This window comes from Burkholderia sp. Bp9012 (assembly GCF_003853825.1).
In the GTDB taxonomy this organism is placed as follows: Bacteria; Pseudomonadota; Gammaproteobacteria; order Burkholderiales; family Burkholderiaceae; genus Burkholderia; species Burkholderia diffusa.
In genome coordinates this window covers 37,403-51,609 of record NZ_QTQA01000018.1, presented here as the reverse complement: position 1 = coordinate 51,609, position 14,207 = coordinate 37,403, and the positions used below count along the sequence as shown (strand labels likewise).

Annotated in this window: 10 protein-coding genes; all 10 read right to left on the bottom strand. The window is 70.1% G+C overall.

Annotation, left to right across the window (positions count from 1 at the left end):
• Positions 1-11 precede the first annotated feature (11 nt).
• Genes DIE11_RS23460 through DIE11_RS23415 form a run of 10 tightly spaced genes read right to left on the bottom strand, consistent with a single transcriptional unit; the run spans position 12 to position 14,199 of the window.
• Positions 12-1,007 (bottom strand): hypothetical protein, encoded by a 996-nt coding sequence (locus DIE11_RS23460; RefSeq protein ID WP_124627407.1) that lies wholly within the window; start codon positions 1,005-1,007, stop codon positions 12-14.
• A gap of 3 nt (positions 1,008-1,010) precedes the next feature.
• Positions 1,011-2,312 (bottom strand): hypothetical protein, encoded by a 1,302-nt coding sequence (locus tag DIE11_RS23455; RefSeq protein ID WP_124627405.1) that lies wholly within the window; start codon positions 2,310-2,312, stop codon positions 1,011-1,013.
• A gap of 3 nt (positions 2,313-2,315) precedes the next feature.
• Positions 2,316-3,698 (bottom strand): hypothetical protein, encoded by a 1,383-nt coding sequence (locus tag DIE11_RS23450; RefSeq protein WP_124627403.1) that lies wholly within the window; start codon positions 3,696-3,698, stop codon positions 2,316-2,318.
• A 33-nt stretch (positions 3,699-3,731) separates the two neighbouring features.
• On the bottom strand, positions 3,732-4,823 hold the full coding sequence (locus tag DIE11_RS23445) for a hypothetical protein (protein ID WP_260437163.1): 1,092 nt from the start codon (positions 4,821-4,823) through the stop codon (positions 3,732-3,734).
• A gap of 11 nt (positions 4,824-4,834) precedes the next feature.
• Positions 4,835-6,628, bottom strand: coding sequence for a hypothetical protein (locus DIE11_RS23440; protein ID WP_124627401.1), 1,794 nt, complete (start codon positions 6,626-6,628; stop codon positions 4,835-4,837).
• Between the two features lie 58 nt (positions 6,629-6,686).
• Positions 6,687-8,159, bottom strand: coding sequence for a S8 family serine peptidase (locus DIE11_RS23435; RefSeq protein ID WP_124627399.1), 1,473 nt, complete (start codon positions 8,157-8,159; stop codon positions 6,687-6,689).
• The gene (locus DIE11_RS23430) at positions 8,156-8,932 is read right to left on the bottom strand and encodes a hypothetical protein (protein WP_226116824.1); all 777 of its coding nucleotides are present in this window, start codon (positions 8,930-8,932) and stop codon (positions 8,156-8,158) included. Before DIE11_RS23430 ends, DIE11_RS23435 begins: the two co-directional genes overlap by 4 nt.
• Positions 8,933-8,973: 41 nt before the next feature.
• Complete coding sequence (locus DIE11_RS23425) at positions 8,974-9,237, bottom strand: hypothetical protein (RefSeq protein WP_124627395.1); 264 nt, start codon at positions 9,235-9,237, stop codon at positions 8,974-8,976.
• Entirely contained in the window at positions 9,234-10,397 is a 1,164-nt protein-coding gene (locus tag DIE11_RS23420; protein ID WP_124627394.1) for a hypothetical protein, read from the bottom strand. Before DIE11_RS23420 ends, DIE11_RS23425 begins: the two co-directional genes overlap by 4 nt.
• Positions 10,398-10,416: 19 nt before the next feature.
• Positions 10,417-14,199 carry an N-acetylmuramoyl-L-alanine amidase gene (locus DIE11_RS23415; protein WP_260437162.1) on the bottom strand — a complete coding sequence of 1,261 codons (3,783 nt, stop codon included), beginning with the start codon at positions 14,197-14,199 and terminating at the stop codon, positions 10,417-10,419.
• Positions 14,200-14,207: the final 8 nt, after the last annotated feature.

Below are 14,207 nucleotides of genomic sequence, written 5' to 3'. Positions count from 1 at the left end.
GTGGTTTCATGTCAGGATCCGAGTGCCGCCCACGGGTTTCCCGGCGCGGCCGGGCGCGAAGCCTGCGGCACGGCGCGGCCATCGTCCGGGACGGAACGCGCCGGGCCGTCGGGTTTCTCGCCAAGACTGAGCGTCGCCTCGATCCAGTCGGCGGCCGAGGCGATCACCGGATTGTCCGTGCTCAGCAGCGGCGACGCGGCGCCCAGCACGTCCGCGACGTCCGCCAGCCACGCGATCACGGTCATCCCCGCTTTGCCGCGCCGCACATGGGCGGCGGGCGAACGCGACGGCTGGCGCGCGAGCCGGTCGATGCCGGCGACCACGCCCCAGATGTCGCGTGCGGCGAAGCCGTGACGCAGGTCGGCATGGCCGAGGATCGCGAACGCGTCCCTGAGCATACCGACGATTTCGCCGGCCATGAACGCGGTCACGCCGGTACAGGCGGCGCCGAGGTTCTGCGCGAGGGAGCGGGCGGCGTTGCGGACCCGCGCCTGCTGCCCGAGGTCCCCGCGCGGGTCGGCGCCCGGCGTCTCGTCGAGCTTGTAGAGCGCCTCGCAAAGCGCGAGCATGCACTCCTCGAACGGAACATTGCGCTCGGCATCCGCCGCGGCCGGGCCGTACGCAGTCCCGAACAACCGCGAATAAAACGCAGCGCGTTCGCCGGCCGCCAGCTTTTCGGCGCGGTGGCGCCACCAGTTGACGACCAGCGGCTCCGCGCCGCCGAGGTCGACGCCGACGGCACCGCTCGCGGACAGGCCCGCGAGCGCCTCGACCGCGGGGATCACACCCGCGGACTCGAGGTCGGCCGCCAGATAGAGCGACGCGAGCGCCCGCAACTGCGCCTTGTCGACGCGTCCTGCAACGGGATCGGGGATCGCGATGTCGCCGAGTTCGTCGAGCGCGAATGCGAGGCCGTGCGCGGTCGCACGCTCGACGAGCCGCTCCCCCGACCGGATGGCCGCCGCGAGTCCGGCATCCGCCGGCGGGACGATGAGCATGCGCGCCATGATTCAGTGCTGCCCGGCGGGCAAACCGGCGGCGGGGGCCGGTTTGTTGGGGTTGTACGGCGTCGAGTTGCCCTGGATCACCGACATCATCTCGGGCGTCGCCATCTTGTCGAGCGGCAGGTAGTCGCTCTTGAAGTTGACGCGCACCTCGCCCGAGAGCTTCGCTTTCACCTCGGCCTTCGATTCGCTCGTGTCGTCGAGCGCCGACCCGACGGTGGCCACGTGTTCCTGCTGCCCCTCGAAGGCGGCGTCGGCGGAATACGGCGTATACCAGCTGCCGTAATGGGCGTTGAGCGATTCCTTGTATTTCTGGCTTTCGCGGTCGTGCATCGACGCTGTGTAGGTGCGTTTCGCGGTATCGCTCGCGCGCATGTCGAATACCACCTTGGCGTTGATCGACCCGTCGGTGACGACGATGCGATTGATGCCGAGCATGACCATCGACGACAGCAGCTGCTGGCGCTGCTTCGCCATCTGCAGGCGCGCCGCGGTGACGAGGCGCAGCTCGGATTTGTCGTCCGACAAGTCCGTCACCGGCGGATCGAGGTTGTAGTTCCGGCTGATCTCGGCAAGCCGCTGCTGCGCGTTGTCGCCCTGCGCCACCAGCCGCGTCGGGGCCGCCGCCGCGGCCGCACCGGCGCTGTCCGCGTCGAACGCGTCGGCGCCGTCCTGCGCCTGCACCGACAGCACGTCCGGGAACGAATCGGCGAGATAGTCGCGGCCGGCGCCCTCGCTGATGTTGTCGCTCATGAACTGGGCGGTGGTCTTGGCGACATTGGCAATCAGCTCGCCATACGCACGCATCTGCTCGATCGAGCTTTCCACGATCGCCTGGAACACATTCTTGATCAACCCTCCTACGAACTTCGGGAAATCGACCTTCTGCACCATCTGGCCGAACTGCTCGACGCCCTGCTTCACCGCGCCGGCCTGGAAGTCCTTGCCGGCGAAGCCGGGATCCTGCGCGAGCTGGCGCTTGGTCGCGGTGACGGGATCGTCGGCCAGCGTCGCGGCGGCCGGCGCCGGCTGCGGCGGTGCGACGGGGTGCGCGAGCCCGGTGGGCGGCAGTTCGCCGTTCGCCTCGCGCTCCGCGATCTCGGCATGCACGCCGTTCGGATCGGCCAGGTAAGCGAGCACGCGCACCGTATCCGCGGCGATGCGGCGGCGCTCGTCGTCGGGCAGGTTGAGGAACGACGGAATCGCGGTCAGCAGGCGGCGTACCTCGGGCCGCGTCGCGTCGAACGCGGCGGCGCTCGTGGGCGGCCGCACCGGGTGAAGCGCGTCGGGAGAAGCGGGCGGGCGCATGGCTCAGTTTCCCTTGGCCGGCGCCGGAGCCGAAGCTGCCGCTGCGGCCGGGGCTGAAGTCGCAGCGGGTGCGGCCGCGGCCGGCGGCGTTTTCGGACCGGGCAGCACGTTGGGATCGGCCGGCGTCGCGTTGCCGGTGATGGTGGCGATCATCTGCGGCGTCGCCATCTTGTCGAGCGGCAGGTAGTCGCTCTTGAAATTGACGTCGACCGCGCCGGACATCTGGATCTTGGTCTGCATCGCCGCGTTGCTGGTTTCGGACGCGGCAGTCGACGCGGTGATGATCGGCTTGTTCTCGTATTCGTAGTCGCCCTTCGCGTAGTAGTCGGCGCTGTACTGGCGGCCGTTGTCCTTGTCGTTGCTGGAGTCGTACTTGCCGCCGCGATCGTAGGTGCCCTTGCCCGCGTAGGTCGACTGGACGTTGCCGTCCTTGTCGCGGGCGAGGTCGACCGCGGTGGCGCTGCGCTGCTTGGTGAGCGTGTCCTGCGCGCGCACGTCGTAGATGATCTTCGCCGAGATCTTGCCGTCGGTGACGACGATGCGGTTGATGCCCATCAGCACGATCGACGCCAGCATCTGCTGGCGCTGCTTGGCGAGCTGCATCTTGAAGCGGTTGACGATGGCCAGCTCGGAGGCCTCGTCCGACAGGTCGAAGGTATCGCCGTCGCCCATCTGCAGGCGGGCACGCACGGTCTTCGACGCCTCGTCGGGGTCGACTCCGTCGCGCACCTGCACGCGCGGGCTCGGCGTATCGCCGCTGTCGTCCATGCCGATCTCGAACAGGTCGGGAAACTGGCCGACCATATGATCGCGCGCCTGGTTCTCGGTCACATGTTCGTCGGCGAACTGGCCGAGCGATTTCGCCACCTGCGCGATCATTTCCTGATAGGCCTTCATCTGCTCGATCGAGCTGTGCGTGATCGACTGGAACACGCCGCTGATCAGGCTGGCGACGAAGGTCGGAAACTTGACCTGGTTCAGCAGCTCGCCGGCGACCGCCGCGCCCTCGCGCGCGGCCGACGCGGTGAACTTGGACTTGCCGATGTCCTCGACTGCCTTGTTGTGGACATTGAAATCCTGCTCGTGCGCCGAATGATCGGTGTTGTCGTCGAGCGCGCGCGCCGTGGCGGTGCCCAGCCCGCCCGGGATTTCATTGCCGGCAAACCCTTCCGGCCGGGCCAGATAGTCGGCGATCAACGCGGTGTTGCGCGCGATGTCGCGGCGATCGGCGTCGGGCATCGCGTTGTATGCCTGCGACCGGGTCAGCATCTGCGCGACGCCGTGGCGCACTTCGTCGGCCGGCACCGGCGGCGTATGGCGCGGTGCGGCCGCAGCGGCTCGAGGCGGTGGCGCGATCGGTGTGGGACGGGCAGGTTGCGGGAACATGGCGACCTCGCGGGAAACGCGTGACGAAGCGATTCAGTTGGCCTGGACAGGCGCGTCCACAGGCAGTTCGAACTCGACGGGGCGCAGGTATAGACTCACCCGTGCCGGGCAGGCCGCGTCCGTGCGCAGGCTGATGATCGAGAAGCGGCCCGGCCAATGCGCATCCTCCGGCGTAAATGCGCCCATCCATCGCTCGAGCGCCTGCAGCCCGCGCGGACGCTCGGCGAGCCCCATCGTCAGCAGGCTGAGGAACGCCGGCGGCACGTCGGGGATCGCCGAGAGCAGCACGTAGAGCTCGAAATCCGGCCCGTCCGGCCCGAGCCCGAACGCGAGCAGCGCACCATGCGGCGGCAGGTCGAACCGCCCGCCGAGCACCAGCCCCAGAAGCTGCATGATGCCGGGAAGCCGATGGCCGATGCCGAGCGCATCCATGACCGGCTGCAGATCGGCGAGCCGCAGCGCCCGGGTGCACGCGAACGTGAGCCGCTGGCCGCCGAGATCGCGCTGGGCCGCCATCGTGGTAAAGAGCGGCTTGAGCCCGGGCACCATCCGCAGCGCGGCCTGGACGATGCCGGCCAGGTCGCGGGGCAGGTTCTCGATCGTGCCGGCGTCGCCGGGCAGCTCGTAGTACACCTTGGACGCATAGAGCCCGTCGCGGTCGTAGCTGGAGCCGAAGAACGCGCCGTAATCGAGGTTGCCGCCCGGCCGCGCGAAGCCCCGGAACGGCTCGCTCGCCTGGTCGAACCAGTGCAGCGCTTCGCGGCCGATGAAGTCCCGGATCAGCTTGCGCATTTCGCGGGTCGACTCGTCGCGCCGGTCGATCGCAGACGCCTCCGGCGGCAACGGCTCGATCGTGAAGCGCAGCTTGCCCGGCTGGCTTTCCGAGAAGCTGGGCTCGAACGGTACCGCCATCGGCATCAGGGCGTTGTCGCGGAACCGCAGATCGTCGGCGTCGTCGCCGAACGTGCGCAGGAACAGGTCGCGCGACGGCGCGAATGGATCGGCGGTGCCAAGGCTTCGCGCGGCGCTTCTCAGGCGTCGTTCGACCCGGGCGACGACCGGTTCGCGGGATGTGGTCATGGGCATGGCTCGGCTCCGGCAGGGTTCGGGAATGGCGCAGCGCACGCAACGCCGGTTCAGTGCGGACGGTTCGAGTAGTAGCTCGCCCCGTTATGCGTGCCGACGCCGTAGCCCGCCTTCACCGGCACGCCCGCACCCAGGCCGATGCCGGCGCCGATATCACCGACGCCGTCCAGCATCTCGCGCGCCATCGCCGGGATCGGCACGGGCTTCGACGTCATTTGCGGCGCCTCGCGCGGCTGCGAGAACTGCTCGATCTGCGTATCGGTGGTCGCGGTATCGGCCAGCCACAGCTCGCACGCGTTGACCAGGTCGTAGTCGGTCGGGTCGACGGTCGACTTGTGGTTCGACGAGACGTCGGGGTTGGCGATCTGGTCGATGCTGAGCAGCGGGCCGGTCGCCTTGTTGACGCGATCGACGTTGTTGGCCAGCCACGCGGTGATGATCGTGCCGCAGGTCGCCAGCGTGCGATAGCGCGAGCTGGTGCGCGCGCCGCCCAGATCGTAGGTCGCGACCTGGTCGATCACCTGCCACATGTCCTTGGCGCCGTAGCAGCCGCGGATCTCGGGGTCTTGCAGCAGGTCGATCATGAACTTGACCTGCGACTGGATCTCGCGCGCGGCGTAATGCGCCATGCCGTAGCCATGCAACGACAGGTTGCCGGCGAGATCGCGGGCGGCCTTGCGCACCTGCTGGTGGTTGATCGGGTTCGGCACGCTCGCACGCAGCAACGAGTCGACTTCGGTCTGGCGCACGAACGACGAAACCGACGACACGAAACGGATCCACAAATCGTTGAATTCGCGGTTGCCGGCAGTATTCGGATCGCCGCCCGGCACGCCGAGCGTGATGGCCGCGAAGTTCTTGCGCTCCTGCTCGGAGATGCGGTTCGGCGTTTCGCGCCAGTAGCGATAGAGCAGCTTGCCCGCATTGCCCGGACCGATCGGCAGCGTGCCGTGCTGGAACTGCTCGACGATGCGGTCGACCACCTGGAACACCTTGAGCTCGTCGAACATCGCGGCAACGATCATCGGGCCCATCACGCGCACGTTGTCGGCGACGATGTTCGCGTCCTCCAGATCCTCGAGGTTCGGCAGGTCGATGCCGAGATCGGCGATCGCGTCCTCGCCGCCGATGTTCTGGACGGTGTTCAGCTCCTCGTTGATGCGGCGACGCAACTGCGGCTCGTCGGCCTGGATCTTGCGCGCCTGCAGGCCGCGCATCACGCGCGCGAATTCGGTGGTAACCACCCCCGGCTGCTCGCCGCCGCGGCCGTCGGGATCGCCCTCGATGCACAGCAGCGCCAGCACCCGCTGCGCCAGCGCGCCATACGAATTGGCCTCGCCCACCGCCGCGAAAAACTGGCGGGTGAAGGTGTTCATCAGCACGTTGTCGTCGTCCGGTACGGTCTTGCCGCCGTCGACTTTCACGGGCGGCGGCGTGGCTCCGTCCACCGAGAGGATGCCCAGCACCAGCGCGACGAGCGTGATCGACGCGGGCTCGGGGTCCGCACCGTTCGCGCCATTGGCACCGCTCACGTCGCCCGTGCCGAACACCAGCTGGCCGTTGATCTCGGAGAGCAATGGCGGGTTGACCAGCGATTTGCTGGCCAGCAGTTCGCGGGTGGCGACGAACAGCGGATCGCACACCTCCGGAACGCCGTCGGACGGCTTCGTGTCGTAGACGACCGCGAGGATGGCCTTGCACAGCGCGAGCTGCTCCCGCTCGGCGGCGACCGGCGGCCGCTTCAGCGACTCGAGCCGGTTGACGATATCGACCAGCCCGTCGCGTGCCCGGGTCTCGAGGTCGACGAGGTCGAGGAAGCGGACTTGATTGTTGACATGAAACATTTAACTTCTCCTTGAAATCCGGTCGGTTCGGGGGAGTGAACGGGATCCGGTGCGCAAGTCAGCCGTCGTCGGCACGGCCCTCCTTGCCCGTGCAACCGTCGTCGCCCGCCGCTTCATACGCGTCGATACGGCCGGACAGCCCCTGCAGCGCCGCCGCCGCGTCGAGAATGCCGGCGCCGCACCCGTCGGCCGCGCCGGGCTCGAACGGGCGCGCGGTGGCAACGAGCAGATCGCGCACCGTCGCGCCGTCGAGGGGATAGGCGCGGCGCTGCGCGTAGGCGACGAGCAGCGCCGCGGCGCCCGCGACGAACGGCGCGGCGAAACTGGTGCCGGTCGCAAGCTGATAAGCCTCGATGGCGCTCGTCAGCACCCGTTCGCCCGGTGCGCACAGCGCGACGTGCGGGCCGCGCGTCGAGAACGGGGTCGGCCGTCCGTCGTCGCCCACGGCGCCAACCGCGATCACCTGCGGGTAGGCGGCGGGCCAGTAGCGGGTCACGCTGCCGTTGTTGCCGCTCGCGGCAACGAGGATGCAGCCGCGCGCGGCGGCATACGCGACCGTGTCGGCATGCGGTTTCGGGCGGTTGGCGGCGATCGTCGCATCGTCGGTGCCGAAGCTCATGTTGATGATCTTCGCGCCGAGGTCGACCGCGAGCTTGAGCGCGCGATCGAGGTCGGCGATCGCGCCGAGCCCGATCGCATGCACCTTGCCCGGCAAGCGGGCTGCCGCCAGCGCGCGCATCGGCAGGATGCGGCAGTCGCCACCGAGCCCGCGCGGCATCGCCACGCCCTCCGCGGCGATGATGCCCGCGCAGCCCATGCCGTGACCGACGAAGCGGTCCTCGGGAAAATCGCCGCGATGACCGTGACCGCTCAGCAGTTGCACGCCCGGCGACAGATCGCCGGGCTCCAGCCGCACCGTATCGGCGCCCGCGCGAAATGCATGGGCGAATTCGGGATGCTGGCGAGCGATGCCGCTGTCGATGAGACCGACCGTGACGCCGCTGTCGCCCGGCTCGATCGCGTGCGCCTCGGCCATGCGCACCAGCGCGCGCGCATCCTGCGCAAACCGCGCGGCCGGCGGCACGGGCGCCAAGCGGCCGGGCGCGTCCATCGGGACCGTCGCCACGTAGTTGGGCGTCACGCTTTCCACCGTCGCGAGCTGGGCGAGCGAATCGCACAGCTCGCCGATCGGCGTGCCGGCCGGCACGCGCAACAGCAGCGTGCGGGCCATGCCGGTCATCTGTTCGATCGCGTCGTATCCGAGGTGCGCGTGCCCGGGCACCCAGCGCCCGGCTGCCGCGCTGAACGGGCGCACCGCGAGAAAGCGCCCGGCGAACGCGACCACGATGCGGTCGACCGGGCCGCCGTCGATGCATTGCGCGGCGGCCAGCGCGCCGCGCGTCACGTCGCGGATCGACGGCACGTGCTCGGGCGCTTCGCCGAGCGCCAGCTTGACGAGCAGGCTGGTCGGCAGGCTGAACTGACGCTCGCCGGGCGATGCCCAGGGCGTGCCGAGTGCATGGATCGTCATGGCCGCGCCTCCTCCTGACCGGGAACGGCGGCCAGCGTCATGGGCCTGGCCGCGGGCGCCGGCGGCGGCGCGAATGCGCTCAGGTCGAACGCCAGCGCGGCCGCATGCCGGCTCGTCGGCGAGACGGCGAGTTCGCCGGCCCACTGGTCACGACCGGGCGCGAGCAGCAGCTCGTCGTCCGTCGATTGCAGCACCGCGACCGGGCGATTGCCGATCCGCACCAGCGGCGCGTGCGTGCCGTTGACGAGGTTGCGCCCGATCACGCGCAGCAGCGGCGACGCATCGGGCTGCGCATCGGTGGCGGGCGCCACGGGCTCGACCCGCTCGACACTCGGCGCGGACGCCCGGTCGAGCGCCCGGCGCAGCCGGTCCACGGACAGGTTGGTGACGCGACCGATCGCATGCACCATGTCGCGCTGCTCGGCCTGCCGAAATTGCCGGACCGTGCGCACGCCGGCCCATTCCAGCCGTTTGCGGTCCTCGGCCGAGAGCTCGTCGCCCAGCGCGTCGAGCGGCTGATCCTTGCTGTCCTCGGAAAGCGCGATCGCGTTCTCCTCGATCGCCGGCCGCGTGATGGTCGTGAAGACGAGATGGAACGTGCTGCTGTCGGTGTCGCCCGGGCCGGCGGGGCGAATCCAGACCTCGCTTTCGACGAATTCGACATGGGCACGCAAGTCGAGGTTGACGTCCTTGATCGCGAAGGTCAGCGGCAGGTTGAGGTTGCGTGCCTTGATCGCCATCGCCGCCTGCGCGTTGTCGAGCTGGCTCTGCACGGCCTGGATGAAATCCTCGAGGCGCAGGCTGGCGTTGCTGTTCATTGCCCCGCTCCGTCGACCGGCACGGCTTCGAGGACGATCGCGAGCCGCGCCGGCTCCGGATCGAAGGCCGTGCGGGTCAGGAACTGCGGCAGGTCGCCGACCAGCTCGATGCCGTCGGCGCCCCGCGCGACGCGCAGGTCGAGCGGCAGCTCCATGGCCACCGAGCGCACCCGCAACCCCTGCGCCGCGCTCGCGCCCAGCTGTTCGGCAACGTCGGCGAACGCGCCCAGCGTCTCGCCCAGCGGCCGCGGCGAAATCATGTCGGTTCTCCCCGGGCGGATACGGGTGCAGCCGGGGCCGCCGGGGTCACCGGCGCGGCGGACGAGGCGGGCACCGCTGGCACTGCCGGTACCGCCGCAGGCGCATGCGTCGCGACCGAAGCGGGCGCTGCGACCGGTGCCGCGGGCTGGGCGCCCGTAGCCACCGGCGGCGCGATCCGCGCCGCGGGCCGGCTGTGGCGCTCCAGCAGATTGCGCGACGCCTCGTCGACGAAACGGTCGAGCGGCAGCGTCTCCGATGCGAAATTGATGCTCACCTTCCCGGTCAGTGTCGCCTTGAGATCGGTGTCGGTCTGCGCATTGACCGCAACGGTCGAGACCGTGGTGACGACATCGCCCGACGTTCCGCGTCCGCCCCAGGTCGTCTGTCCCGACGACGGGTCGTTCGACGTCGCATACTGCACGGCGGCCCGGTCGCGCGCCTTGGCCTGGAAATTGAGACTGGCCGCGATCGTGCCGTCCTTGACCACGACCCGCTGCATGCCCAGCAGCACCATCGTCGACAGCGTCGACAGCCGATGCTGCGCGACGCGCTCGCGGGCGCGGGGCAGCACCACCGATTCGAGCGTCTGGGTGTCGAACGCGCCGTCGGCCGCACCGAAATCGGTGAGCCACGCGGGCGCGGGGGTCGTGTCGTCGTCGTTGCCTGGCCGGGCTACCGGCGCGAGGCGGTATTCGCCGCCGTCCTGCACCAGCGTCACGTCGTGCGGATATTGCTCGACCAGCCACGCGCGCGCCTGTCCGTCGGTCACGTTCTCCTGCGTGAACTGGTCCAGCGGCTTGGCCACCGCGCCGACCAGGTCGGCGAAACTCTCCACTTGCTTGATCGAGCTGTCGACGATCGCATCGTACGTGCCATGCACCAGGCTCGCGACGAAGGTCGGAAAGTCGATCGCATCGGCCAGCGCCGCCGCACGCCGGCCGATGGCGTCCGTCGCCTTCTCCTTGGGCGGCGCCGACGCGCCAGGAGCGCCGGACACCCCGCCGCCGGCCGGCGCCGCTTGCGGCAGCGCGCCGTCCTGCCTGCCCGGGTCGCTCGATCCGGAGCCGTCGACGATCTCGCGGCCGAACGCGTCGCGAGCAAGTGCCACCGCGGGCGTTACCGCGCCGCGTGGTGGCGGAGGGGGGATGAGGCGGGTCATCGCGCGTGTCCCTCGAGGGTCAGGCAGGTTGCGGTTCGCGCGGCGCGGGCTGCGTGCCGCTTGCCGGAAGCGGCGGCGCGCCGTCGGCGCCGTGCACGGTCTGGTAGCGGCCGTCGCCGTTCAGCGCCACCTCCGTCACCCCGACCTGATCCTCCTCGCCGGCATGCCGGAACGTGGTGGTGATGCGCAGCTTGACACTCGCCCGCTCGGGGGTTCCCGTACCGCGGCCGATATCGGCGCGCACGAACGCGGTCCAGCCGTCGAGCATCTGCCCCTGGTCCGCGGCAATCGTCACGTCGCCGACCGCTCCGCCCTGCCACGCCCAGTCGATCGACACCGGCGCCGACGTGCGGCCGCTCGGCCCGTCGATGTACGGCCAGTCGTCGAGCGTGATGCGCTGACCCTGCATGCGCGGCTGCCCCGCGCCGCCCGCCAGCGCATTGGCGGGCTGGACCAGCCCCGCCAGCTGCGCGAGATCGTAGCTGCGCCCGTCGCGGCTCTCGGTACGCCGGGTCAGGGTCACGCCGAAGCCGAATTCGCCGCCCGCGGCCGGCGGCTCGATGCCGAGCGCGTAGCCTGCGCCCGCCGCGCTGCCGCGATTGATCGTGTGGCCGAACGTGCCGCCCGAATGCATGAGCTGGATTACGCCGATGCCGGCCGCCGCCTCGTATTCGGACACGAAATCCTCGTAGGTCATGATGTAGCGGCTGCCGGTCGCATGGGTCGGCGGCAGGGTCCGCGCGCCGGGATGGCCCGGCGTGCCGACCACGCGGTCCAGCGGATCGGTGATCCGCACGAAATACGCGTCGCCGCTGCGATACATGCCCGTCACCACCACCGCATGGAAGAAGTTGACCGGCGCACGCACGACTTCGGCGACCCAGATCGGCCCGTTCGCCTCCAGCAGCCGCCGAAAGCCTTCGGGCGCGAAGCACGCGTTGGGCTCGACCGTGAGGGTCGACGCACCGGCGAACCCCGCGACCTCGGCCGGCGCCAGGCCGTCCCGCATCTGGCGCTCGAGGCTGATGCAGCGCGCCAGCAGCGCCGGATCGACGCTTTGGTTGTCGCGCCAGCCGAGCACCATCGATGCGGCCGTCGCCCAGCACCCCATGTCGGTGGGCTGCGGGGTCATCTGCACGTCGTCCCAGTTGACCGTCCAGTCGTCGGCCCCCAGCGCGCGCGCGGCGCCCGGCGCGACCGCCAGCGCCTGACTCACGCCGAAGAAGCCGCGGCTCGGGATCGGCGCCTTCAGGTGGCCGACGTATGCGAGCGTTCCAGGAGCCATCGTGCCGGTCGACAGGCTGGCGAGATCGCCCGGCGGCACCCAGTGAGGCGGCACGGTGACGATCGGCCTGCCTGCGTCCTGGAAGGACTGGGCGACCAGTTGCGAGCAGAAGAAGTTGTCGGTGTCGGCGCCGTCTCCGAGTTCGATGCGGCCGACGAAGCGGCGACAGCGCTCCGCCGCGTCGCCCGACAGCAGGTCGCACGCGCGGCGGTCGATCAGATAGCTCCCGCAGCGGACCAGCCCGACGTAGTTGAAACCGCGATCGAGGTAGCGCGCGGCGGCATCGGCGACCTGCCGCTGCTGCGTATCGGTCAGGCCCGGCACCCGAAACGCGACCGCGAGGCGCGCATCGGCCAGCGCATCCGCGAGCGGGCGCAGCTGGACCCCGCCGGGAATCGCCTCGATCACCTGCCCGCCCTGGCCGACGTAGAGCATCGCGTGGCTGACCTCGGCGCCGGAGCCTGCACGAATGACGCCGGAGCCGGGATTGCCGGTGGTGCTGAGAATGATGTCGCCGATCTCCAGTGCATCGGTGCCGATCGACAGGCCGCCGACGCCGGGATCGAGCGGAATGTCGTCGCCGAGGCCGCGGGCGGCGAGCCACAGAGCCTGGCCGGCCGCTTGCGGCTGGCAGGTGCGGCTGTTGACCAGCCGCATGAAGTAGTCCCAGTCCCAGTTGCCGTCGGGGCAGGCGGTATGGCCGGTCGAGGTGTCGGCCTCGCGATGGCCCATGATCGTCGTGCGATTGATCGGCAGTTGATACTTGTCGCATAGCGACGCGACCAGCGCGGCCGAGGTTTCGTACTGGATCTGGGTCGGCGCCAGCGCGTCGAAATGCTGGACGGTGCCGTTGCGACGCGGGTAGTCGGCGCCGCCGCGCTTCACCGCAATGTGTTCGATGCCGATGCTGCGCTGGTTCGAGCCCTTGCAGTGCCACGCCGTGTCGGCCTCGGAGACGAACTGGACGACTTCGCCCTCCTGCCCGACCAGATAATGCGAACTCACCTTGGACGCGGCATTAGTGAAGGTATTCACCACCCGCTGGACGGTGGGTACGTCGGCGATGTGGATGATGATGCGGTCGATCGTCTTGCTGCCGCGCCCCTCGTCGAAATTCGGGCTGGCCGCGGTGCGCGTGACGAGGCTGTTCTCGCGCGCGCCCAGCGCGAGCGCGCTGGCCGTCGCGGGCGGCTCGGCGGCCGCATCGTCGTCGCTGTACGGCGGCGCATCGATGCCGTAGGCCTCCGGGTCGTCGCTCAGGGCATGCGACCACGCGAGCGACGACGAGGTGGCAATCGTGCCCGCCGCGGCGCGCGAAACACCGACGAAGATACTCACCGGGCTGCCGACGCTGACGCCGGCCGACAGCGTGACGCCGACGAATTCGCCGCGGGCGTTGAACAGCGCCGAAATGCCGCCAGCCGCGCTTTCGCCGACCATCACGCCGGCGGTCGTGCCGGTGCCCGAGAAATCGTCGATATGACCGCGCAGCAGGCTGATCTGGCCGGTGAGGCTCGCCGACACGATGTAGCCGAAGTCGAGCTCGCCCGACACGAACACGCCGATGTCGTCGCCATTGGCGTCGAAGATGACGCCGACCGCGCCCGAGGCCCCGGATTCCATCCCGGCGCCCGCGCCCGCGCCGATCGACACCGACAGGCCGTTGCGCATCGCGACCGGCAACAGCAGCATCAGCGACGCGGTGGCCGGATTCGCGCTCAGGATCGCGCGCAGCGCGGCCCGCTCGACGGTCGATAGCTTGCGCGGCCGTGGCCAGGTGAAACTGCGTCGCTCGCCAGCGATGCGGAATTCGACATCGTCGCTCATCCCCTGCGAGACGGGCGCCGGCGCGGCGACGGACGCCGGGTGCGCGGCCGGCACCGGTGCCGTTGCGGGGGGCTTCGCCGCGACGGGCGTTGCGGCATTCAGCGGCGGAAGCGGACCGAAGCCGTCGTCGTAGTGAACATCGTGATGCGGCGCAACGGGTTCGACGGCCGGCTGCGGCGCGGCGGAGACGGCTCCCGGCGCGGCGGGCGCCGGTACGGCGGTCGCGCCCGGCCGGGTGCCGTCGCCCGCCCAGCTCAACAGCGGACTCCTGACGGCGGCGCCACCGCGCGTCGGAAACATGCGGACCCTGCGCAACCCGCGATCGCTGAGCCCCGACAGCGACACGTAAGGGCTGTCGGCATTCGGCAACACGTCGATCGTCCACGCGTCGGCATCGGGCGACGCGGCGGTGGCGAGACCGAACCACAGGCGGCTAGCGCCCACGAAGCGAGCCAGCACCGCCGGCGGCACCATGAACACCGCTTCGCCGCGCGGGATCGCCAGCAGGCCGTCCTCGCGGCTGGTGTAGAACGTCGACGAGGTGCGCCCGTCCTTGCGCGTGAACAGCGCGGGATCGGTGGCGATCACCAGTTCCGCGACGCACGGCGCGTGGCCGACGCGAATCGTGAAGCCCAGCATCGGGAAACGGTCGGTCAGGACCATGCGGTTGGGATGGAGTTGCGCTGCCATGTCGTGTC

What these genes read in the sequence shown, in the direction of transcription:
- DIE11_RS23460 (WP_124627407.1), bottom strand. Translation starts at nt 1,007, where the DNA reads ATGGCGCGCATGCTCATCGTCCCGCCGGCGGATGCCGGACTCGCGGCG.
- DIE11_RS23455 (WP_124627405.1), bottom strand. Translation starts at nt 2,312, where the DNA reads ATGCGCCCGCCCGCTTCTCCCGACGCGCTTCACCCGGTGCGGCCGCCC.
- DIE11_RS23450 (WP_124627403.1), bottom strand. Translation starts at nt 3,698, where the DNA reads ATGTTCCCGCAACCTGCCCGTCCCACACCGATCGCGCCACCGCCTCGA.
- DIE11_RS23440 (WP_124627401.1), bottom strand. Translation starts at nt 6,628, where the DNA reads ATGTTTCATGTCAACAATCAAGTCCGCTTCCTCGACCTCGTCGACCTC.
- DIE11_RS23435 (WP_124627399.1), bottom strand. Translation starts at nt 8,159, where the DNA reads ATGACGATCCATGCACTCGGCACGCCCTGGGCATCGCCCGGCGAGCGT.
- DIE11_RS23425 (WP_124627395.1), bottom strand. Translation starts at nt 9,237, where the DNA reads ATGATTTCGCCGCGGCCGCTGGGCGAGACGCTGGGCGCGTTCGCCGAC.
- DIE11_RS23420 (WP_124627394.1), bottom strand. Translation starts at nt 10,397, where the DNA reads ATGACCCGCCTCATCCCCCCTCCGCCACCACGCGGCGCGGTAACGCCC.
- DIE11_RS23415 (WP_260437162.1), bottom strand. Translation starts at nt 14,199, where the DNA reads ATGGCAGCGCAACTCCATCCCAACCGCATGGTCCTGACCGACCGTTTC.